The following is a 22,260-nucleotide window of genomic DNA, read 5'->3' on the forward strand; positions in this document are numbered from 1 at the left end:
GTACCGTTGTAGTAAAGAAAGGGGCATTTAATTGCAATGAAACAAGTCTTCCCGAATGATTGGCAAACAATACTTGCTGATGAAATAGAAAAACCATACTATCATACACTACGTCAATTTGTAGCAAATGAATATTCGACCGAAACAATCTATCCACCCATGAGTGATGTCATGAATGCATTTTATTCAACAGCCTATAGTGATGTGAAGGTCGTGATTTTAGGGCAAGATCCCTATCATGGTCCCAACCAGGCACATGGTTTAAGTTTTTCCGTGAAGCCAGGCATTCCCCATCCACCAAGCTTACGCAATATGTTACAAGAATTACAGGATGATATGGGTTGTCCAATTCCGCAGGATGGCACGCTAACTAAATGGGCACAACAGGGTGTTATGCTCTTGAATACAGTTTTGACAGTACGTGCAGGACAAGCGCATTCCCATAAGGAACAGGGATGGGAGCAATTTACAGACTCGGTAATTGAGAAACTTGCTTCAAGACAAAAGCCAATTATTTTTGTGCTATGGGGTAAACCTGCGCAACGAAAAAAACAACTAATTCGAAAATATTCAACTCCCCATGTTATCTTAGAAGCACCTCATCCAAGTCCACTAAGTGCCTATCGTGGTTTCTTTGGGAGTAAGCCCTATTCAAAGGTAAATGGGCAACTATTGGCATGGGGTGAGAAACCTATCGACTGGTGTTTAGCGTAGATTGGCACAAATCGTTTACTTTATAGACATTAAAAATCATGGTACAGTTAATATAGAAGAAAGAGAGGGACAACGATGCAGGTAAATTGTTTCAAATGTCAATATTTTAAAGTAACATGGGACCCGCAATCTCCACGTGCCTGTGTAGCATACGGCTTTAAGACAAAGCAAATACCATCCGTTGTCGTCAAACAATCCTCTGGAACGAACTGCTTAAAATTTGTGCCAAGAGAAGAAAGTGGGAGAGCGTAATGATTTCTTATCAAGCTGTATTACAGCAACTTGAAAAACAAATAGCCGATGCAAGTAATGCAGCAAATGAACAACAAATACGTGAGAAACTAACAGCTATTCGAGCGTTATGTGACGTTGTGTTAGATTTTCCTGTAGAGGTTCCAAAAACGCAACCAAAACATTTGCCACAGATGTTAGCGACAGAACCTACACCATCGAGTTTATACACAGCGAAAATTGAAGAGGATGACGGTGCAAACGGCGATTCGATTTTTGATTTTTAAGCTAGGATAAAATATTGAGACGATCGAGTAAATAAAAGGTAGGGAAAACGAGATGAAAAGATTTATTGTCACAGGTGCACTTCACGGTTTTTTAGCAGTAGCGTTTGGTGCATTTGGTGCACATGCATTGAAAGAAACATTAGACGATTATGGACAAGGTATTTGGGAAACAGCAGTACAATACCAAATGTTTCATGCGACAGGTCTACTTGTGATTGGTCTATTAATGAGCACAAAAATACTAGGTGAAGTAAAACAATTAAACTTAGCTGGTATTTTCTTCAATTTAGGTATAGTCTTTTTTTCCGGTAGCTTATATGTGTTAGCATTAAGCGGCATTAAAGTGTTAGGTGCTATTACACCAATTGGTGGTGTGCTATTTTTAGCTGGATGGGTACTTATTCTACTAACCGCCCTTAAACATGCAAGATAATATTTTCAAACACTCCTTCATATTAATATGTGAGGGAGTTTTTTGTTTTTATTGGTCATTGCACACGCTTATTTATCAGCTTTGGCAATATACATTATAAGCTCAATTCCTATTGTTTTTGTAAGGATTTATGAGGTACACTATGTTTACCAGAATAATTAGACAAAAAGAAAGTTGGGATATGCTATATGGAAAGATTATTTACATTACTCGATGAAAACTTTGAAGAAATAGTAGCAATCCGGCGTCAACTACATGAGTATCCGGAGATATCTTTTGAAGAAGTGGAAACACCAGCATATATAGCTGCTTTTCATAGAGCATTAGGGCATGAGGTACGTGAGCAGGTAGGTGAACGTGGTGTCGTTGCAACATTGTACGGTGCGAAACCAGGAAAAACCGTGGCGTTACGTGCTGATTTTGATGCGTTAGCGATTCAGGAGGAAAATGATGTCCCTTATAAGTCGAGGGTAGCTGGCAAAATGCATGCATGTGGTCATGATGGACATACTGCTACTTTGCTTGGGTTGGCGAAGGCATTGAATGCCATGAAAGATCAACTCGCCGGTAATGTAGTGTTTATTCATCAGCACGCGGAGGAAATTGCGCCAGGTGGGGCCAAGCCGATGATTGAAGATGGCTGTTTAGACGGAGTGGACGTAATTTTCGGTACACATTTATGGGCGCCAACGCCACTTGGTGATATTTTGGTGCGTGATGGGGCTATAATGGCGGCTGCCGATAAGGCGGAAATCCTTATTCAAGGGAAAGGTGGTCATGGTGCGGAGCCGCATCATTCAGTTGATGCTGTTGTACTTGCCTCACAGTTTGTCATCAATGCTCAGCAACTTGTATCTCGTCGTATTGATCCATTGAAATCAGCTGTGTTAACCATTGGTCATTTTGAAGCGATTAATCCGTTCAATGTTATTGCAGAACGAGTTGCGTTAACTGGAACAGTGCGTACATTTGAGGAGCAAGTACGTTCGCAAATGGAACAGGAGTTGGAGACGGTATTAAAGGCGACTTGTCTGGCCTTTGGCGCAAGCTATGAATATCGTTATACTAGAGGTTATCCACCGGTCTATAACCATGTGAAAGAAACAGAATTTGTTGCACAACTTGCGGTTGAGGTGCCAGGAGTTGAAAATGTCATTACATGTCCACCATTCATGATTGGTGAAGACTTTGCATATTATCTCGAAAAAGTACCAGGTACATTTTTCTTCACAGGCGCAAAAAAGCCTGAGTGGGAAACAGCTTATCCACATCATCATGCACGCTTTGATTTTGATGAACGTGCAATGTTGATTGCGGCAAAAACATTAGGAAAAGCAACTTTACAATATTTACAAGATAATAATTAAAAAAATGCTGTCCAATTTTTTTGGACAGCTCATTTTTGGTTATGGATTTTGGTTAAAATAAGACATTTCCTCATCGTATTCGGCAAAATCAAAATAAATCATTGGGAATAAGAAGCGGTGATTGGATTTCAACTCACGTAAAATTACATGATCCCGTCCAGCAGCTTCTACTACACCTCTTACTGTTTTCGTATTTTTTCCTTGTTCTATAGCATGCTCAAAAGAAAAGTGAAAAGTACCGGGTTTACCGCGATTCAATCGTAAAATGTTTTCAATATACGATTCCTCACGTCCGGGTGGCCGTCCGCTTGGAAGCGTCACTGCAGGAGGAGTCATTTGTTGCTGTGTTGTCGGTGTCCAATAGTAAGGCATCATAAGTAACAACCTTCTTTCAATTAAATTTGTGGACAATCACTTTCGGTTGGCGAGAAAAAGCAATGTGATTTAAAACGACCCGTATTCCATTGACCATACCATTGCGCAGGGCAGTCACCCGTTGGCATGAAAAACCAAAGTGAGCGGGTAGCTGGATGAAATCTTTCCCCTTGAATAACTCTTTTCGCTGATTTAATATCCTGAGACCGTGCTCGTTGATAAAAATAGCCTTTTGTTGTTGCTTCGAAACCTCCAGGACGCTGAAAAACCATTTGCTCAAGCGTTCGAATATCACTAAAATCGAGACAATCTGCTCTGACACGATTGACGCCAACATTGCCGACCATAAGCATACCTAATTCCCCTTCACCTTCCGCTTCCGCACGCATAAGCCTTGCGAGCAGAGCTGTCTGTGCATCATTCGTCTTTATAACAGCGATTTTCATACCTCCTCGCAGACAGTATATGCATGAAGGTATTGTAGACATGTTCAATTTTGATGAGAAAGAAATGCACATTTTTGAAAATATTAAGCATATATTAGTAATAACGAGTGGTCTGCATTACAGGCCAAGGATGTCCACAGTAAGGAATTTTTTTTATTAAATATGGGTAAATATAGAATAAGGAGATTTTTTGGGGAACCTGAGATAGATAATTTGCATGTGTATTGAATACATGTGAGGTGACAAGAGATGGAGATTGGTGTATGGGTTGGTATTTTTTTTAGTGCAGTACTGGCATTTTTGCTAGGTGATTTTTACGGTCAGCCGCTCCATTGGTATCTATTCATTTTAATAATTGTCGTAGGCTTTTTCATTAATACGATTATCTTAATTTTGAAAGTAAAGGACGAGAGCTCATGAAGTATTGGAGGTAGTGGAGCGGGTATCTTAGAAGGTTGTGAGAAAATTCTTTTGTAAATCAATGAAAAAGAAAGCAGGGAAGTGTCATAGTAGAGGGATGACTTTTTTTGCTTTTTGTTATTTTTTTGTGATAAAAACTTGGAAATACTTAAATATTGCAAGTATATTGAAAATGGATTGTGACATACTAAAGTGAAAAATAATCATTGCTTTCATGAAGGGGTGTTACAATGCGTTTCCTTAGTATGTTTGTAGCAATTTTCGTAAGTGCATTCATGGCCATCGGAATAGCAGAATATTATCAACAACCATATAATTGGGATATAATTATTCTTATGGTACTTACGGCATTTTTTATCCATATAATTATTTTATTCTTAGAATCGGAGAACGGCGAGGAGAACGAAGCCTAAATCTAAAAATGCGAGTCCATATGAATGGACTCGCATTTTTATTTCAAAGTTGTCGTGCAGCACGTTCGAGGTCTCACAAGCAATCTGTTGCATAAAGATGTGACGTTCTTTTCGACAAGCACTTTTCTAATTAGACAGTTAAGAATTTCACTAATTTTTCGTTATCAAGTAAGTTTCCAACGAAGAATGCACCAAATTCGCCATAGCGAGCAGAAACTTCGTCAAAACGCATTTCATATACTAATTTTTTAAATTGTAAAACGTCGTCTGCGAATAATGTTACGCCCCATTCGTGATCGTCGAAGCCAACAGAACCAGTAATAATTTGTTTTACTTTACCAGCATAGCCTCGGCCAATCATACCGTGAGAACGCATTAACGATTTGCGATCATCCATTGAAAGCATATACCAATTATCTTCGCCCTGACGACGCTTGTCCATTGGGTAGAAGCAGACATATTTAGAACGTGGAAGTTCAGGATATAGACGTGCACGTACATGTGGATTTTGGTATGGGTCTTCATTTGAATCGCCAGCTAAATAGTTTGAAAGCTCCACAACAGATACATAAGAATATGTAGGAATTGTAAAATCAGCAATTGCCAATTTGTTAAATTCAGCTTCAATCTCTTGTAGCTCATCCATTGTTTCACGTAATGTCATAATCATAAAGTCGGCTTTTTGACCTACAATTGCGTAAAATGCATGAGCTCCTGTTTTAGCAACATCCACTTCATTCAATTTGTCTAAATAAGCAATAAATTCTTCGACTGCAGCTTGACGTTCTTCAGCAGAAACTAGTTTCCATGAAGTCCAGTCAATTGAGCGGAAATCGTGTAAAGCGTACCAACCATCTAAAGTAATTGCTGCTTCATTCATTATTCAAAACACTCCTTTATAAATGAAAATCATTCACATTTAGTTTATCATAGTTTACGCTAAATCCCTAAGTTCATGATAGTGATTTCACGAATTTGACACCTTCAATAGATAATGTATGCTAAAGAGAAGAGATGTAAATAGAGGAGCTCTAGAGTATGAACAGTATTTTACAACAACCGATTTGGCGTTTCTACGATCAATCCATTAGCATGAAAAAAAAATCCCCCCTTGAATCTTTTGCAACAGATGATACTTTATGTCAACTAGTGGGGCAGCTTGCGTCTCCACCAACAATACGTACATGGGTACATGATGCGGCAGTGGTGCTTGGTATTCAGGATCATCGTTTACCATATGTGCAACAAGGTATGAAGTTACTTGAAGCATGTGGCTATCATCCAATTGTCCGTAATTCTGGCGGTCTAGCAGTTGCTCTTGATGCGGGTGTCCTTAATATTTCGATTGTTTTATCCGAACAAACTGAAGCGCTGAGTATTGATGCCGGTTATGATGTAATGGTAGCCCTAGTGAAGGCATTATTTCCAGAAGCAGCCGATAAAATTGAAGCCTATGAAATTGTGGGCTCCTATTGTCCAGGTTCCTATGATTTAAGTATTCAAGGAAAGAAATTTGCAGGCATTTCACAAAGACGTTTACGCCAAGGTGTAGCCGTGCAAGTTTATTTATGTATTGAAGGAAGCGGTGCTGAACGAGCATCACTTATTCGCGATTTTTATGAGGAAAGCTTACAGGGAGAGCAAACAAAATTTACGTATCCACAAATTGTGCCTACGGTCATGGCTTCATTATGCGAACTTGTAGATGCATCACTAACAGTTGACACGGTAGTTATTCGTTTACAGCAAATTCTTCATAATTTAGCAAAAGAAATTCGTGTAGAACCCTTTCATGGCGAAGAATTAGCGTTATATTCATTTTATCTACAACGTGTTTTACAACGAAATGCAAAAATGCTAGAACCAAAGTAAAAGGGTAACTAGCATAGCATCAAAAAAAAACGGCGATGCTGCTAACTAAGCACATCGCCATTTTCTTTTTGATACGGACTGCTCGTAACTAGATTTCCGTTTTTCTCCATCTTAAAAACAGGAGCAATATATTCTTCCTCTTCATCTAGTGTCACGAGTCGTCTAGCACGGTTCATAATTTGCACAAACTGTTCATAATCTCTACGAATGGATCTGTTTTCTTCTTCTAATTGTGTAATTGTCTTCTCTAGTTTTTTATTTTTCTCAGAGGTTACGTGCACAAGTTGTCTCCATTTCGAAGACTCATTACCTATTTCACCAGAATGTTGTAAACGTAGCAAGTACGCTATAACAATATCAAGAGATAGTGCTGATAGTGGAATCGATTTACTTTCTGACTCACTACCACTTACTGCAAAAATATTAGAGGAACGGCGTCTTGCAGGAGCGCCTAACACTCGCATTCTCTCTTTTCTTTCTTTTTTCGCTTCTGCTAATTGTTCCTCATAAGTTTTACGAACAACAGCATTCCAACGGAAACCACATGCAGCAGCAGTACGATTCAGAGCATCACCAGCTTCTTCAAAGGCATTTAACTGTGTACTTCCTTCTGTAACATGACGAATTACCGACTCTGCCAACAATTCATCATTCTCTTCTAACCAAGCATCTTGTCTTACTTTACTCATTTTAAAACCTCCCACCTTAATTTGGTACTACTTATTTATGACTAGCATGACCAATCTTTTAACCTTTTATTCATCTATGTGGGAGGAATTATGCTTGAATACAAGGTGAAAAGTGCGATACAATACCCGATGTAGGTTTGTGCGTATGCTACATACTTAAATATGTGAATGTCATACGCTCATTAGAGACGTTATTTTTGAAAAAATACTATATAGAAAGGGTTGTTGACAAAATGGCAAACGAATTTAAAGTTTGCGATGAATGTCAGGCCGTTAACTTAAAAACGTTAATTCCAAAATTAAAGGAAATCGATCCTGATGCAACCATCGAAATAGGCTGTCATTCTTATTGTGGCCCTGGTCGTAAAAAAACATTTACCTTTGTAAATAGTCGCCCTGTTGCTGCACTCACTGAAGAAGAGCTAATGGAAAAAGTTTTAGCGAAATTGAAAAGTAAGTAATAAAAGGCTATCTTCACATCGTTGAAGGTAGTTTTTTGTTTATTGATAAATGTAAATTGTCTTAGTAAAGTCCAAAGGTATTTTTATCGCACGTCTGATGTTCCTATGCCAATGCGCTTTTTTATTGGGCCGATAGAAACCTAAGTTAAGTAAATAATACGTTAAATTAGGTTGATAGTCGCTATAATTACAGAGTAATGTATATGCTAGTCCTACAAGTATTGCATATAATAGAAGAAATACGAAATAGGGGGTGCTGTACAAATGACACATTATGCAAACACAAAATTGCAAGAAGAGAAAGTATTCAAAGATCCAGTTCATCGATATGTACACGTACGAGATCAAGTGATTTGGGATCTAGTTGGTACAAGAGAATTCCAAAGATTACGTAGAATTCGTCAGCTCGGTACAACGTTTTTAGTATTTCACGGAGCAGAGCATAGCCGTTTTAGTCACTCACTGGGTGTTTATGAAATTGTGCGCCGCATTGTTGATGATATTTTTACAGGTCGCCCAGATTGGGATGAGAGCGAGCGGTTGCTTGTGCTTTGTGCAGCCCTTTTACATGATTTAGGGCATGGTCCTTTTTCACATGCCTTTGAAAATGTCTTTGAACTAGATCATGAATTCTTTACAAGACAAATATTACTTGGTGATACAGAAGTCAATGCCGTGCTAAAAAAAGTTGCACTGGATTTCCCAGAGAAAGTATCACAAGTAATTGAAAAAACTTATCCAAATAAGCAAGTCGTGAGTTTGATTTCTAGTCAAATTGATGCCGATCGTATGGATTACTTACAACGAGATGCTTATTTTACAGGTGTGAGCTACGGACATTTCGATATGGAGCGTATTTTACGTGTAATGCGTCCCCGCAAAAATCAGGTAGTGATAAAGGCAACCGGCATGCACGCGGTAGAGGATTATATTATGAGCCGTTATCAAATGTACTTACAAATTTATTTCCATCCTGTATCGCGCAGCGCGGAGGTTATTTTAAATAATATTTTAAAAAGAGCAAAGCAATTAAGTATGGTAGGCTACAAGTTTAAGCACGAACCTACTCACTTTTTAGCTTTTTTCCGAAACACGATAACGTTGGAGGACTATTTAGCTCTAGATGAAAGTATTCTTTTTACTTATTTTCAATTGTGGATGCAAGAGGAAGATGCTATTTTAAGTGACTTAAGTCGTCGTTTTGTAAATCGAAAGCTTTTTCAATACATCGATTTAGATCCGGGTGTCGAACTGGAAAAATATCAAAAGCTACAAGAGTTATTTAAGCAAGCCGACTTAAATCCAGAATACTATCTTGTGCATGATACAACCGCTGATCTTCCTTATGATTTTTATCGACCAGGAGAGGAAGAAGTACGTGTCCCAATTTTTCTTGAAATGAAAAACGGAGAGTTACGTGAACTATCAAGAGAATCCATAATTGTTGATTCTATTTCTGGGCGCATGAAACGCGATCATAAAGTATACTTTCCATTAGATTTTTTAGAAGATAGAAGTACACACGCGATTGAGAAGAAACAAATCCTGACACTATTACAAGGTCAATGAAATATTTTGAGATAATAAGAAAAAAGATTTTGTGCATAAAGCGTGTATATCGGATGTAGGGACACTATAACTATCTTTCATAAAAAAGTGATAAAAAAGCACTAAACATACTCAAAATGGGTACTGGTTTAGTGCTTTTTGTATTGTATAAATACCCATCAATTAGAAGTATTACAAATTACTATAGGAATTTACTAATGAAAAAAATGGAATTGTTTAGAATTTGTTCAGTACTGTTTTCTATACTGTATGTAAAATCTAAAAGGGGGTGAGGCCAATTATAGTAGGCGTCACACCAATTAATAGGGGTACATGCAACTGTGTACATACACTACAAAAAGTCACCACGAAAGTCTACCACGTGTAGTACTGTTTGATGTATTCGCAATGACGACAAGTTATTTGAAGGGAAGAGGGACTAACCTATTGTTTGTAGCATACCTTACCTGGATTCAGAAAGGATGCAACGTCGTCAACAAACGCCAACAGGTAGCTCTCTGAACTTAAAAAGGAGAGAAACATGAAGAAATTAAATTTAGCAATTATCACATTGTTGCTCGTATTCCAAACCGTACTATCACCGATTTCAGTGTTTGCGGAAGAGGACCTTTCTACACCACCAGTCGAAAATGACAACGGCACGGATTTGACAGAGGCTGACACTGATGAAGAAGACCTTTCTACACCGCCAGTCGAAAATGGCAATAGTACGGATTTGACAGAGGGTGGCTCTGGTGAAGAAGACCTTTCTACAACACAGCCAGAAAACGAAAGCACTGAGCAAGCTCCTGAAGGCGATATCGGTGAAAATGTAGACGAGGCTAGTGAAGAGGAAGAAACAGCAACTGATGACTCGGAAAAAACAGTGCCGTTGAATGTGGAGCCATTAGCAATAGACCTTGTTGTTGATAGAAATGATGCGAACTTCAAAGAGGAGATTGTTCTAACAATTGATAACACACCTGTAACTGGCACATCAGCAGAAGGTAAAGTCGGTGACACAATAAAATTTAGAGTAGATTTAGCACTAGAGCCAGGGCATACCTATGGTGAGGACTCTAGACTGACTTACGAATTACCAGCACAATTTACGGGATTAACTGGTAATAAACAGCTATTTTATAATGGTAAAGTAATTGGTAATGTAGAGGTTTCGGGACAAATAGTTAGCATTAGATTTACTGATGCTATTCGAGATGAAGCGGGTGCAGGTACAGTAGTTGAAGATGTGTTTTTTGAAATTACAGGTACACTACAATCTGCAAACAATAGCTGGTCAGAAACAATTCAAGTACCTGGTTTCCAAGACATAACGCTTAATTTCACACCAGCAAGTAATGGTTCAGCCATAACTAAGAGTGGTGTTGCGGATAATGGGGCTAAAAATAGTGAATACATTACATGGACTGTAGATGTAAATACGAATTTAGCTGCTAATACAGATGGCGGTACAACAACATTTATAGATACACTGACAGGTGCTCATACATTTGATGTAATCGAATCAATAACAGAGCTAAATATTTCTCCGAATGGTGCTATTACAGAAGGGGATTCAGTAACACCGTTACCTACTATTAGCGGAACAACAATGACAATCGAGCTACTAAATAAAGCCCATACAGGCTACCGTATTGTTTACAAAACAAAAGTGAATGATTTAGGTATTATTCCACCAGCGAAGTTTTATAACAAAGCTAGTTATAATGGAACAACAATAAATAAAGAGATACCGGTTGGCTTCGACACTCCTTTAGAAAAATCAGTTTCTTCTCCAACAGTAGAATCTTCAGGAGTAGTAACAACTGAGTGGACAATTAAGTACAATCATAACAAACGTACAATTCCAGCAGGTTCAGCAACTCTATCTGATGTATGGACAGCTGGGCACGAATTATTTGGGGCTGTAAAAGTATATAAAAATGGTTCATCCACTCCTGAAGCTAGTGGTTATACAGTCACTCCTAAAGCGAATGGTCTAGGTTTTGATTTGGCATTCCCAGGTGGTGTGACGGATGCTTATACAATTAAGTATAAAACAAAGCCAGATGCTAACACTTATCCAACAACAGACCGTTCCATCACAAATACAGTCACTCGTGGTGACTTTACGAACCATAATGGTTTAACGAATCAAGCAGCAATCACTTATTATAAGAAAGACCTTATATTAAATAAAACAGCTAAAGGTGTTAATTACGAAGCTAAAACAATGGATTGGAAAATTGTTGCGAACCAAGCGAAATATACATTAGCAGAGGGTACAAAATTAACAGATACGTATGAAGGGTCATACCTCACACTAAAAGATGGACTAACAGTTACAGCTGGAGCAGCCACTCTAAAAGAAGGTACTCACTATACATTAACTAACACAACAGGTACAGTTGATGGGCAAACAAGAGAAACGGGATTTGTAATTGAATTGTTACAACCTGTTAGTGACCAAATTGTAATTGAGTATACAACAGACTATGAAATTAAAGATACTGGTACAAACACTCGTGGATACAAAAACCAAGTAACATTAAGCGACACGGGTATACCTAACTTTGAGACATCAACAGCTTCAACTACTCAAGAAATTAAAAATGAACAAAAAGCAAATGGTAAGAAAACAGGCTCTTACAATTATGAAACAAAAACATTCCATTGGGATGTAGAGCTAAACTTTAACTACAACCAAATCGATAATGCAGTATTTAAAGACACATTACCACCAAGTCAAAAAGTAACAGAACTTAAAGTAGTAAAGGGTACGTTAAGCGCAGGAGGCAATTTTGTACCAAGCACAGATCCAAGTGATACGCAAATCGTTGATGTTACAAATATAACAAACGAAATTGTCCTTGAATTAGGCACGATTAAAACTCCTTATAAAGTGACATACCAATCGAAAGATGCGGATGCTGTGTATCCTCATGGTTCAGCTATTACTATAAGCAATGTAGCAAAATTATTCTCCCAAGGTAATGAAAATTCACCAAATGCAACATGGCATGCAGATGTACCAGTTGCACATACGGAAAAAATCATAGATAAAAAAGGGACATCAACATCGAGTTCACCACAAGTAAATTGGAACTTTAAATTTAACTATGCACAGTCACAATTAAGCAACATTGTGATTACAGATACAGTTGGTAAAATTGATGACGACCCAGCACAGTTAATTTTAAAAGATTCATTTAAAGTATGGGAAATGAATTTTACAGGCACTAACTCAACACCTGCTAAAGGTCAGCCAGTTACGTTAACAGACGAAAACTTAATAGTTGATATTGTAGCAGGAACATTTGAATTAAAATTACCAGATGGCGATAAAGCGTACTATGTTGAGTACTCTACTGTGTTTATGGGACCAAATGGCAGTAAAGTAGATAACGTAGTAAATGTTAGCTATCTAAGTGAAGAGGGGAATAGCGGTTCTAGCACGGTTAATGACCTTGTATTCAAATATGATGCTGGTGGTAAAGTTGGAACAGTACCATTCGTTATTTTAAAAACAGATGCAGCAACAGGCTTGCCTATGGATAACGTTAAGTTTGACTTATACGGTCCATATACGGGTAATACGTTATTAACATCAGGTTCAACAAATACAGAAGGTTATTTAAACTACGGTTTAAAATTAGCACCAAGCGCAAATGCTACTAAGAAATACAAAGTAGTGGAAGAAACACAAACCGGTTATAAACCACTGACACAAGAGTTTGAACTTAATCTTGATAAAATTGAAACATCAGGTAAGTACAAAGGATTCCAAGTGATTGAAATCGAAAACGAACCAGAAAGTGGTTTGAAATGTACACAGTTCGAATTAACAGTATATGATATTGACGGTAAAGTAATTAATGGCGGAACAGTAACATTAGTAAGTAAAGCAACGGGCTTATCAGAAAATCATAGCATTGCTGGAAACGGTAAAGTTACTTTTACGCCAGATCAAGTTAAAGCAGGTCAGTACGATGTTGTTTACGATGGTGTGACGTTAAAGACGATTATAGTTGAGTACAATGACAAATGTAATGAGAATGTTCAACCAGCACCTAAGTGTGAAAACTTCACAATCGTGGTTGAAGATACGGAAGGAAATATTCGTACAAATATTAAAGAATTAACGTTAAAATCAGGTGCTACAGAAGTAAAGGTATCACATGTTACGGCAGGTAAGTTTATTTTTGAATCTAACAAAAATAATTCTATAAATGGCGTAGAACCAGGTGAGTATACGGTGTACGAAGGTAACCAGTTCTTAGGTACAGTAACTTTAACGTACGCAGAAGACTGTGGCCATGAATTTATCGTTAAACAAGCACCAAAATGCGAAAATTTTGAATTAACTGTAAAAGATGTTGATGGTAATAATATTACTGATGGTACTTCAACAATCGTTGTTAAAGATGCTGGCGGTAACGAAATTATTAACACAACAACTACGACTGGTGTTATTGAATTAACTGATTTAGAACCAAGTACTTACACAGTTGAAGTAGATGGCGAAGAAATTGGTAACTTCCAAAACAATATCGAATGTAAAGTAACAGTTCAACCAGCACCTTCATGTCCACAATTTACATTAACGGTGAAAGATGAAAATGGCAATTTACGCTCTAACGTTGGCAACATTACAATCAAAGATAAAACGGGAGCAATTATTGTAACAAACAAAACGACAAATGAATTAGGTCAGATTAATATTCCTTCTACAGACATTCCTTCAGGTGAATACAATGTATATCAAGGTGAATTATTCATTGGCCAAATAACAGTTCAGTATTCAGTAAATTGTGAGGCGGAAGTAGTAGCAGCACCTACATGTCCATCATTTACATTAACTGTGCAAACTGAATTTGGAACACCGCTTACGAATGCCAAGATAACAATAAAAGACGCAGCTAGTAACCGTATTAAAGATGTAGACAACAATGAAATTTTAACAACTAGTGTAGCAGGAACAATTTTATTACCAAACAAAGCCATTAAACAAGGTACGTATTATGTATATGAGGGAAGTCGTTTAATTGGCTCGTTTACGGTAAAAGATACATGTTCAGCACTAGTAAAACCTACATCAACAGGTGGGGGCGGTGGTGGCTGGACACCAGATCCAGAAAAGCCAGTTGATCCAAGTAAGCCAACACCAGATCCAGAGAAACCAGTTGATCCAAGTAAGCCAACACCAGATCCAGAGAAACCAGTTGATCCAAGTAAGCCAACACCAGATCCGGAGAAACCAGTTGATCCAGGAAAGCCAACACCAGATCCAGAGAAACCAGTTGATCCAGGAAATCCATCAACAAATCCGGAAGAGTCAGTTGACCCAGAGAATCCAACACCGGATTCAGGTAAACCAACAACTCCTGGAAAACCAGAAACGTCAAAACCATCTGTACAAGATGTCATTGACCAAGGGAAAAACTTAACACCATATAATCCTTCTATGGCAACTAAAGACACGCTAGATGAATATAAGGATTTCCTCAATAAATATAATAATTTATCTAAAGAGGAACAGGCAGTAGTAGCGCAGTCTCTTGATATTGACAAGATCAAAGCGGCTGCTAAACAATTGGAAGCGCAATTAAATACGAAAGGCAAGCTTCCACAAACAGATGGAGCAAATCAAACAGTTCTGACACTGATTGGCTTAATTCTCGTTATAGGTGCAGTGTTCTTCTTGCGCCGTCGCAGTGCGGATATGAAATAATTTCGTATAAGAAAACCCCAAGATTTTTTGATCTTGGGGTTTTAACTTTAGAATGTCTCTGATAGTTTTGACGGTGCTTCGTCGAAAGGATATTGCTCTATAAAGTCGGCTTGAACTGCAAGTCGTTTTGTACCATTGTCAGCACATGTAATGAGCGTCAAAACGGTTTTATCAGGAATATCATCAATAACAAAAACGTCTGTAGCGGAGATGATTTCCTTTGTAGTTAGTTTATATTCATAAACATTCGTTAAATCTGATACATAAATCGTGTCGCCCACTTTAGCGTTATATAATGGGCTAAATAATATATCTTTTTCTTCAAAATAGTGACCTGCTAAAGCGTAGTTACCTTCCCCTAGTTTTTGAGTGGGCTTCATTGTTCCTGCACCGACAGCAAGTGTAGCATTCCCAACACCCTTTACAATAGGTAGCTGCATATCAACACTTGGAACAGCAATACTACCAATAACGGGCATTTTCTCTAACTTCGTTTGAGCTTTTAACACCTCACCGATGGATAGTGATTGCACCGCTTCAAATTCAAAATCGGCAACCGCGTTATTGTTCTTTTTAATATCATCGGCACTGTAATCTGAGGTATTCAATCGATCGCTCAAATGAGCAATAATAGCATTTTGAATAGGATTAATAAAAATGAGTAGAAAGCCGATGATTAGCATACAAATGAGGAGGCTGAGTTTAAGTTTCTTCATTCAATTGGTCACCTCCTAGTGTGTTATCGAATGAAAAACAGACACCGTTGATAGGAATGACAGAATAGCAGATAGGACGAAGGAAGGCGCTGATAAGAGTACAACTAGCATTGATAGAACCTAACTTTGCGCTGACAGTCTTAATAGAACTTAAAAAAACGGATAGAGCGTTAAGTTACTCTACCCGTATACTTATTATTTATCGCTAAAGCGAACCCCTGCAACGCCGATATGGTTTTTAGACATTTCTTCGATGAAAACCGTCACGGTTTCAGCAGGTGCGTTGACTGTGCGAGAAACGGCTTCTGTTACTTCCTTTACTAGGGCACGTTTTTGTTCGTCTGTACGACCTTCAATCATTTTCACTGTTACGTATGGCATAATATTGCCTCCTTTATGGAATTATGTTGTATAGTTAGTTTATAAGGAAATATAAACTTCTTACTTAGTGTTTAGGCATTCGCGTGACAAGTTAAAGTCGCTATAATCACAGCGATCCGGAATCTTTCGGAAGGCATGCAACAGACACGAAAGCGCGCGAGTATGCTTTACTTTATAATAGCAGAATGGAGGAAATTAAAGTATGGCAAATGAAGAAAAACCAAAACAAAAAATGGGTTTTACTATTATAAAAAATGACCCGACAGATGGGCATAAAGGCTTTGGTGTGGGATCGCTTTCACTCGAAAACGTGTCACCGGTCATTATTGATATAGAAGAGGGTAGGGCTTCGGTCGAAATTGGCGCCATGCATGCACGTAGTGATGTAGAACGAGGTATTAAATTTACGACAGATCGTGCTGATTCTGAGGGTGGTAAGCCATACTGGTTAGTATGGGTGACAATCGATCATAAAGCGGATGGGCCTTACTATGCGGGGGTAACAGCCTGTGAAATGGTAGTAAATCGAGAAAAACGTCGTGGTTATAAAATTCTAGCTGATCACGTAAATAAAATGGATAAATCAATGAAACGTCATATAATTGTAGAGCATATGGATGTTCCTTCTAAAAAAATACTTGCTTCTTTCCTTAAAGAGCTCAATCCTGAGCTTTGGACACGTAGTGAGGAGCAATTACGTCAAGACTTATTTGTATAAACAACCTGCAATGATTGAACAATCTGTGACATTTTGCAATCGCTTTCGATATAAGGTTGAAAGTGGTTATGAAAAAAAGTACACTTGATGCAGAGCTTACATTTTAGTAAGCTAGGACACTTGGTCTCGCGAATTGTGATGAGCGCTATGTGGCATTTGAACAACCCAAGCCGAATGCCCCATGATTCTCATCCTTTCCGCTGACCATAAAACAAGAAAAGCTTTCTGTTCCCACGGACACGTCTCCGGGGAAGAGAAAGCTTTTTTTATCTAGCATCAATGGCTGATAAGACTCCAACTTCAAAGCGGAGAAATATGTAGGATGTTTAAGTAAAACAATCGAGCGCTTATAAGCACTCGATTGTTTCAACTAATAATCGTCGGAGACTGCAGATCGTTCCGACGATTATCTTTTTATTTTATATCTATATCTTTTGTCGAGAGCTTTCACTGATTATAACGCATCTTATGCATAAAAGTTCCACATGCTTGCTTATTTTTATCCCGCGTAAACGGTCAGTAGGACAACTACCTCAACTGACCGTAAAAGCCCGATTGGTTCAACTAACAAACCGTGGGGGAGAAAGAGACCCCCACGGTTTGAAGTTTCACTTTATCCTTCGCCTTTAAAAATAGAGAAGGGTAGCATATTCCAAAATTCTCCCCATGTATTGCTATCAAGAATATCGAAGTTCGTGCATTTTTCTGTCGGAATATCTTGGGTATTTAGATAAATGAGACGTTGCTTTGGACAGGCATCTGTTGCCAGTTTACCTGTTTCAATATCGATTACGACTCCTTTTACATCCTTTGGTTTTGAAAAATCTACATTTTTTGTTCCTTTATTGACATTTTCCATAAAGTCAATCCAGATTTGCTTTGTAGCAGCCATGTCTTCTTTTGCAGATAGGTTTTTCCCCTGATCATAGCCGTTCCAAACGCCAGCTGTTAAATTCGGCGTAAACCCGATTAGCCATTGGTCACTATTAGTAGAGCCGGATTTTGCTGCATACGTATGAGTCATACGAGAGCGAATAGCAATCCCTGTAGCAGGAGAATAATCACTAAAGACTGGATCGAAAATACCCGTCATCATTTCTGTTAGCACATAGGCGTCTTCTTTGGAAATCACTGTTTCTGCTTTTTTATCGACTTCTTTATTTTCGTAGATGATATCACCATTCGCATTTTTAATGGAAATAATAGCTGTCGGTAACGTTTTTTGTCCTTGAGACGCTAGTATATTATAGGCATTTGACATTTCATATAGCGTTGTTTCGACGGTTCCAAGAGCAAGCGACAAGTTGTCTTTAGCACCAATATTTACACTAAAGCGATTCGCTATATCATGGAAGGTCTTGAATCCGATATCCTCTAGTGTCTTCACCGCATAGATATTATCGGAAATCGCTATGGCTTGTGCCATGGTCATATCATGCTCTGCAAATTCACCGTTCACGTTTTTAGGTGCGTAGGTGGCACGGCCATTATCGTAGGTGAAAGTTGTTTGTCCAACATCTAAAAAAGTCAGTGGTGTATAGCCATTTTCCAAAGCGGCCGCATATAAAATCGGTTTAATGGTTGAACCAGGCTGCCTTTTTGCTTGTGTAACTCGGTTAAAGGAACTGGTTGCATAATCTCGGCCACCGACAAGCGCTGTGACAGCACCTGTTTTTGATTCCATGCTGACGAATGCAGCCTGTAGGTCATTTGCAGGCATATTACTAGCAACTGCTTCTTCTGCTGCCTTTTGGTGTCCTTGGTTGAGTGTTGTTTGAATGGTCCAGCCACCTTCACTGATGTCTAGATTTTTTGTTTTCAAAATTTCACTAGCTTCTTGCCAAGCTACGTCCAGGAAATAGGGAGCAACGGACTTAGAAGCTACCCACATATCATTTTTTAAGACGAGTTGCTCATCTTCTGCACGTGTCTTTTCGGCTTGAGTAATGGCGCCCTGATCGGCCATAAGTTTTAAAATTATATGTTGACGGTTGGTCGCCTTTTCAATGTTGGCGATTGGTGAGTAAATACTTGGACCTTTCGGTACACCTGCTAACATTGAGGCTTCGGCTAGCGTTAAATCACTTGCAGATTTCCCATAGTAATATCGACTAGCTGCTTCTACGCCATACATGCCATGTCCATAGTACACGGTGTTTAAATAACCCTCTAGTATTTCATCCTTGTCATAAAAAACTTCTAATCTATAAGCATATAGTGCCTCGTTTGCTTTCCGTGTCCATGACTTTTCATGGGATAAATACAGGTTTCGAGCGTATTGTTGGGTGATTGTACTAGCACCCTGTACTTTACTTCCTGCTTTAATATCAACTAAAATGGCGCCGGCAATACGGGAAAAGTCAAAGCCGCTATGCTTATAAAAATCTTTATCTTCAACGGCTACGGCTGCTTCTACTAAATAGGGTGACATATCATCAAGATCGACCCAATAACGACGCTCATTTGTAAAGTGATCCCCAATCTGGTTTTCGTTTTCGTCTAAAAAGATAGAAGCTTTTGGTACAGTTAATGGCGGTGCACCAGCCACTTGAATATAGACGCGTAACGCTATGAATGCTACTACAATTGCAGATGCAAAGGTGACAAAAAGTGTAAATGCTTTACGTGTACGTTTCACACGCTTTTGCTTACGTTGATAGCTTTTTCTTTTCATCTGACTTCACCTCGTTTTCTCACAACTTGCGTATAGTATGTGTCTGAACATTCTTATTTAATCGAAATTCTAAGCAAAAACTATTGCACTTTATTCAAAAACATCTATACTTTTTTTGTACTGTTTGAAATGATAGCATTCGACAAAAGAATAATACTTTGTAGATTTTACTCGAATTTTGCTAGTCGTTCCAATTATGTATACGAGGATGCGGGTATGGAGGTTTCATTACAAACCTGTAAGCCCCTATAGTGAAATTACGATAGTACTGGATTTCAAAGGATTAGTTCAGATATTAATGGAGGGCTAGAAATGAGATTTGATGAGGCTTATTCAGGAAATGTTTTTATAAAAAGTCATCCGACATATGAGGATGCACAGGCAGTAATTTATGGTATGCCAATGGATTGGACAGTTAGTTATCGACCAGGTTCACGCTTCGGCCCACAACGTATTCGTGAAGTATCCATTGGACTTGAAGAATACAGCCCATATCTGGATAGAGATTTAGATGAGGTAAAGTATTTTGATGCAGGGGATATTCCACTACCATTTGGAAATGCACAACGTTCATTAGATGAAATCGAAAAATTTATAGTTAAACTATTAGAAGATGGCAAAATTCCGGTCGGCATGGGTGGCGAGCATTTAGTGTCATGGCCTGTGATGAAGGTCGTTTCTGCAAAGTACGAAGATTTAGCAATTATTCACTTTGATGCGCATACAGATTTACGCGTTGAATATGAGGGTGAACCGCTTTCTCACTCAACGCCAATACGTAAAATTGCAGAACATATCGGACCGAAAAATGTATATTCTTTTGGTATCCGTTCAGGCATGAAGGAAGAATTTGATTGGGCAAAAGAAAACGGTATGCATATTTCAAAATTTGAAGTGCTAGAGCCGTTAAAAGAAGTATTACCAACACTAGCGGGTCGCAATGTATACGTTACAATTGATATAGATGTACTAGACCCAGCACATGCACCAGGTACGGGTACGGTGGATTGTGGAGGTATTACTTCAAAAGAATTACTAGCGTCGATACATGCCATTGCAGCGAGTGGTGTGAATGTAGTAGGCTTTGACCTAGTTGAAGTTGCCCCAATCTATGATTCATCTGAAATGACAGCGAACACAGCGAGTAAACTGCTTAGAGAAATGATACTGGGTTGGGTGAAATAAAGCAATAAAGCAACAGTCTTAAACAAATACTATAAAAGGGTATTCCATATTTAGTAAATGGAATACCCTTTTATAATGTACTTATAGTTCTGTCACAGCTCTAATTAAGCTGCTGTGACTTAATTCTTTTATCGGGATAATTACAGGTGTGTGCTTATGCTCAGCAAAAAAATTAGCATAGGCTTCGTTCACCTCACCTTATCTTATAAATCTGAAGAGGTAATATAGACTCTGCACATAACAACAGCTTCTTCTGTAAGCTCGCTGCTTGAAGCATAACCTCTATTTTAGGAAGTGCCATCAATGTGTCTGCTTGAATATCACCTATAGTAGGTTTGCTAATATCTGGATTAGCTGAAGCTTAACCAGAAATATACAAATGACCGTTACTAATCATTCCTGGCGAATAATGGCCTATAGGAAAGTCTGCAATTGATTTAATCCGACATTGCTACCCGAAATAAGGAAGCAAACATTATCATTTTTGGCAATTGGTAAAATACCCTGAAGGGCTGCCCCGATAACTATCGAAGAGGAAGGTTCGGCAAGTTGTTTTCCATCTAGTAGCAAAGTCTTCATGCCACTATGTAAAGAATCTTCATCCACACTAACAACATTATCGACAAGCTTTTGAACAATGGGGAAATTGAGCTTACCAGGTTGTAAAGGTAAGAGAGCATCTGCCAATGATTTTTGTTCTTCTAAAAGTAATCTTTCACCGGCTTTGAGGCTTTTTGCATAACGTGATATGACAGCAGGTTCTACACCAATTACTTTGACATGAGGCGCTAAAGTTTTAATAGCAGTCGCTACGCCACTAATAAGTCCGCCACCACCAATTGGAACAACAATCGTATCGACATGAGGTAATTGCTCTAAGATTTCTAAACCCACCGTTCCTTGACCGGCCATAATATGATAATCATCATAAGGGTGAATGATGGCGTAATTGTGTGCTAAGCTTAGTCTATCAGTCTCTGCTTGTCTATCGGCAAACTTACATTGTACAACATTTGCACCAAGTGCACGTATACCCTCAACTTTAATGATTGGCGCTGTATCTGGTAAAACGATTGTTGCTTGTATGTTTAATAGCTTTGCTGCGTAAGCAACACCTTTGCCATGATTACCAGAGGAAGAGGCAACAACGCCTTTTTGTAATTGCTCAATTGGCATCGAGAGCATTTTATTGAGAGCGCCACGTACTTTGAATGAGTTCGTTTTTTGCATATTTTCTGCTTTTATATATACATTACAACCTAAAATATCGTCGAGTCCATATAAACGGACAACTGGTGTTTCATGAATATAAGGTGCAAGTTTATTTTTGGCAGCTTGAATTTTCTCAAGTGTTAACATATAGCAATCCTCATTTCTATTAGTTGTTTGAAAGTTCTGAAATAATATACTAACTGTATTGTTTACGGAAATATCTGTCAATATAATTTAGTGAGTAGATGTTAGAAGGCCCTTTTCATTAACGATTAGCCAAACCATAAAACATCACTTACTTCTATCTTGAAAAAAAGGTGGCTTTCATCCTATAATAAAAAGGTTATAACTACATCAATAAACTCTTTCGTACCAAGGGTTCAAGGG

At 38.3% G+C, this 22,260-nt stretch carries 21 protein-coding genes; 13 read left to right on the plus strand and 8 right to left on the minus strand.

Going from position 1 to position 22,260, the window contains the following annotated elements:
• The first annotated feature begins 36 nt into the window (after positions 1–36).
• From ACQKII_RS07450 to ACQKII_RS07470, 5 genes are all read left to right on the plus strand, one after another.
• Complete coding sequence (locus ACQKII_RS07450) at positions 37–714, plus strand: uracil-DNA glycosylase (protein ID WP_427457881.1); 678 nt, start codon at positions 37–39, stop codon at positions 712–714.
• Between the two features lie 75 nt (positions 715–789).
• Entirely contained in the window at positions 790–966 is a 177-nt protein-coding gene (locus ACQKII_RS07455; RefSeq protein WP_427457883.1) for a uracil-DNA glycosylase, read from the plus strand.
• Positions 966–1,232: a YwdI family protein gene (locus tag ACQKII_RS07460; protein ID WP_427457885.1), complete on the plus strand. Its 267-nt coding sequence runs from the start codon at positions 966–968 to the stop codon at positions 1,230–1,232. Before ACQKII_RS07455 ends, ACQKII_RS07460 begins: the two co-directional genes overlap by 1 nt.
• Positions 1,233–1,284: 52 nt before the next feature.
• Complete coding sequence (locus ACQKII_RS07465) at positions 1,285–1,665, plus strand: DUF423 domain-containing protein (RefSeq protein WP_427457887.1); 381 nt, start codon at positions 1,285–1,287, stop codon at positions 1,663–1,665.
• A 188-nt stretch (positions 1,666–1,853) separates the two neighbouring features.
• Entirely contained in the window at positions 1,854–3,032 is a 1,179-nt protein-coding gene (locus tag ACQKII_RS07470; protein ID WP_427457890.1) for a M20 family metallopeptidase, read from the plus strand.
• 39 nt (positions 3,033–3,071) lie between these two features.
• On the opposite strand, the gene gerQ is transcribed toward ACQKII_RS07470, so the two are convergent.
• Entirely contained in the window at positions 3,072–3,407 is a 336-nt protein-coding gene (gene gerQ / locus ACQKII_RS07475; RefSeq protein ID WP_143997173.1) for a spore coat protein GerQ, read from the minus strand.
• A gap of 20 nt (positions 3,408–3,427) precedes the next feature.
• On the minus strand, positions 3,428–3,853 hold the full coding sequence (locus ACQKII_RS07480; protein ID WP_427457893.1) for a cell wall hydrolase: 426 nt from the start codon (positions 3,851–3,853) through the stop codon (positions 3,428–3,430).
• Positions 3,854–4,102: 249 nt separating this feature from the next.
• Between ACQKII_RS07480 and ACQKII_RS07485 the strand changes: the two genes are divergently transcribed.
• Together ACQKII_RS07485 and ACQKII_RS07490 are read left to right on the plus strand one after the other, a co-directional pair.
• Positions 4,103–4,273: a hypothetical protein gene (locus ACQKII_RS07485; protein WP_427457896.1), complete on the plus strand. Its 171-nt coding sequence runs from the start codon at positions 4,103–4,105 to the stop codon at positions 4,271–4,273.
• A 230-nt stretch (positions 4,274–4,503) separates the two neighbouring features.
• Positions 4,504–4,686 carry a hypothetical protein gene (locus ACQKII_RS07490; protein ID WP_427457899.1) on the plus strand — a complete coding sequence of 61 codons (183 nt, stop codon included), beginning with the start codon at positions 4,504–4,506 and terminating at the stop codon, positions 4,684–4,686.
• Between the two features lie 130 nt (positions 4,687–4,816).
• On the opposite strand, the gene hemQ is transcribed toward ACQKII_RS07490, so the two are convergent.
• Positions 4,817–5,566: a hydrogen peroxide-dependent heme synthase gene (gene hemQ, locus ACQKII_RS07495; protein WP_427457902.1), complete on the minus strand. Its 750-nt coding sequence runs from the start codon at positions 5,564–5,566 to the stop codon at positions 4,817–4,819.
• A gap of 158 nt (positions 5,567–5,724) precedes the next feature.
• Here hemQ and ACQKII_RS07500 point away from each other — a divergent pair, with 158 nt between their 5' ends.
• Positions 5,725–6,558, plus strand: a complete 834-nt coding sequence (locus ACQKII_RS07500; RefSeq protein ID WP_427457905.1) for a lipoate--protein ligase family protein — start codon at positions 5,725–5,727, stop codon at positions 6,556–6,558.
• A gap of 41 nt (positions 6,559–6,599) precedes the next feature.
• On the opposite strand, the gene ACQKII_RS07505 is transcribed toward ACQKII_RS07500, so the two are convergent.
• The gene (locus ACQKII_RS07505; RefSeq protein ID WP_427457908.1) at positions 6,600–7,247 is read right to left on the minus strand and encodes an RsfA family transcriptional regulator; all 648 of its coding nucleotides are present in this window, start codon (positions 7,245–7,247) and stop codon (positions 6,600–6,602) included.
• Positions 7,248–7,480: 233 nt separating this feature from the next.
• Between ACQKII_RS07505 and ACQKII_RS07510 the strand changes: the two genes are divergently transcribed.
• From ACQKII_RS07510 to ACQKII_RS07520, 3 genes are all read left to right on the plus strand, one after another.
• Entirely contained in the window at positions 7,481–7,708 is a 228-nt protein-coding gene (locus ACQKII_RS07510; protein WP_107923705.1) for a DUF1450 domain-containing protein, read from the plus strand.
• 264 nt (positions 7,709–7,972) lie between these two features.
• Complete coding sequence (locus ACQKII_RS07515) at positions 7,973–9,277, plus strand: HD domain-containing protein (RefSeq protein ID WP_427457911.1); 1,305 nt, start codon at positions 7,973–7,975, stop codon at positions 9,275–9,277.
• A 520-nt stretch (positions 9,278–9,797) separates the two neighbouring features.
• A complete protein-coding gene (locus ACQKII_RS07520; protein ID WP_427457914.1) occupies positions 9,798–14,987 on the plus strand; it encodes a collagen binding domain-containing protein in 5,190 nt (1,729 codons plus the stop codon).
• A gap of 47 nt (positions 14,988–15,034) precedes the next feature.
• Here ACQKII_RS07520 and ACQKII_RS07525 read toward each other — a convergent pair whose 3' ends face one another.
• Positions 15,035–15,703: a class A sortase gene (locus ACQKII_RS07525; protein ID WP_427457916.1), complete on the minus strand. Its 669-nt coding sequence runs from the start codon at positions 15,701–15,703 to the stop codon at positions 15,035–15,037.
• A gap of 195 nt (positions 15,704–15,898) precedes the next feature.
• Positions 15,899–16,084, minus strand: a complete 186-nt coding sequence (locus tag ACQKII_RS07530; RefSeq protein WP_010857917.1) for a 2-hydroxymuconate tautomerase — start codon at positions 16,082–16,084, stop codon at positions 15,899–15,901.
• Between the two features lie 202 nt (positions 16,085–16,286).
• Here ACQKII_RS07530 and ACQKII_RS07535 point away from each other — a divergent pair, with 202 nt between their 5' ends.
• Complete coding sequence (locus tag ACQKII_RS07535; RefSeq protein ID WP_427457919.1) at positions 16,287–16,802, plus strand: YwhD family protein; 516 nt, start codon at positions 16,287–16,289, stop codon at positions 16,800–16,802.
• A gap of 613 nt (positions 16,803–17,415) precedes the next feature.
• Here ACQKII_RS07535 and ACQKII_RS07540 read toward each other — a convergent pair.
• Positions 17,416–19,476, minus strand: coding sequence for a transglycosylase domain-containing protein (locus ACQKII_RS07540; RefSeq protein WP_427457922.1), 2,061 nt, complete (start codon positions 19,474–19,476; stop codon positions 17,416–17,418).
• A 312-nt stretch (positions 19,477–19,788) separates the two neighbouring features.
• On the opposite strand from ACQKII_RS07540, the gene speB reads away from it, so the two are divergent.
• Entirely contained in the window at positions 19,789–20,661 is an 873-nt protein-coding gene (gene speB, locus ACQKII_RS07545) for an agmatinase (RefSeq protein WP_427457924.1), read from the plus strand.
• A gap of 414 nt (positions 20,662–21,075) precedes the next feature.
• Here speB and ACQKII_RS07550 read toward each other — a convergent pair whose 3' ends face one another.
• Positions 21,076–22,020, minus strand: coding sequence for a threonine ammonia-lyase (locus tag ACQKII_RS07550; RefSeq protein ID WP_427457927.1), 945 nt, complete (start codon positions 22,018–22,020; stop codon positions 21,076–21,078).
• Positions 22,021–22,260: the final 240 nt, after the last annotated feature.

The sequence above is a fragment of the Lysinibacillus sp. NPDC048646 genome, assembly GCF_050272295.1.
Classification (GTDB): Bacteria; Bacillota; Bacilli; order Bacillales_A; family Planococcaceae; genus Lysinibacillus.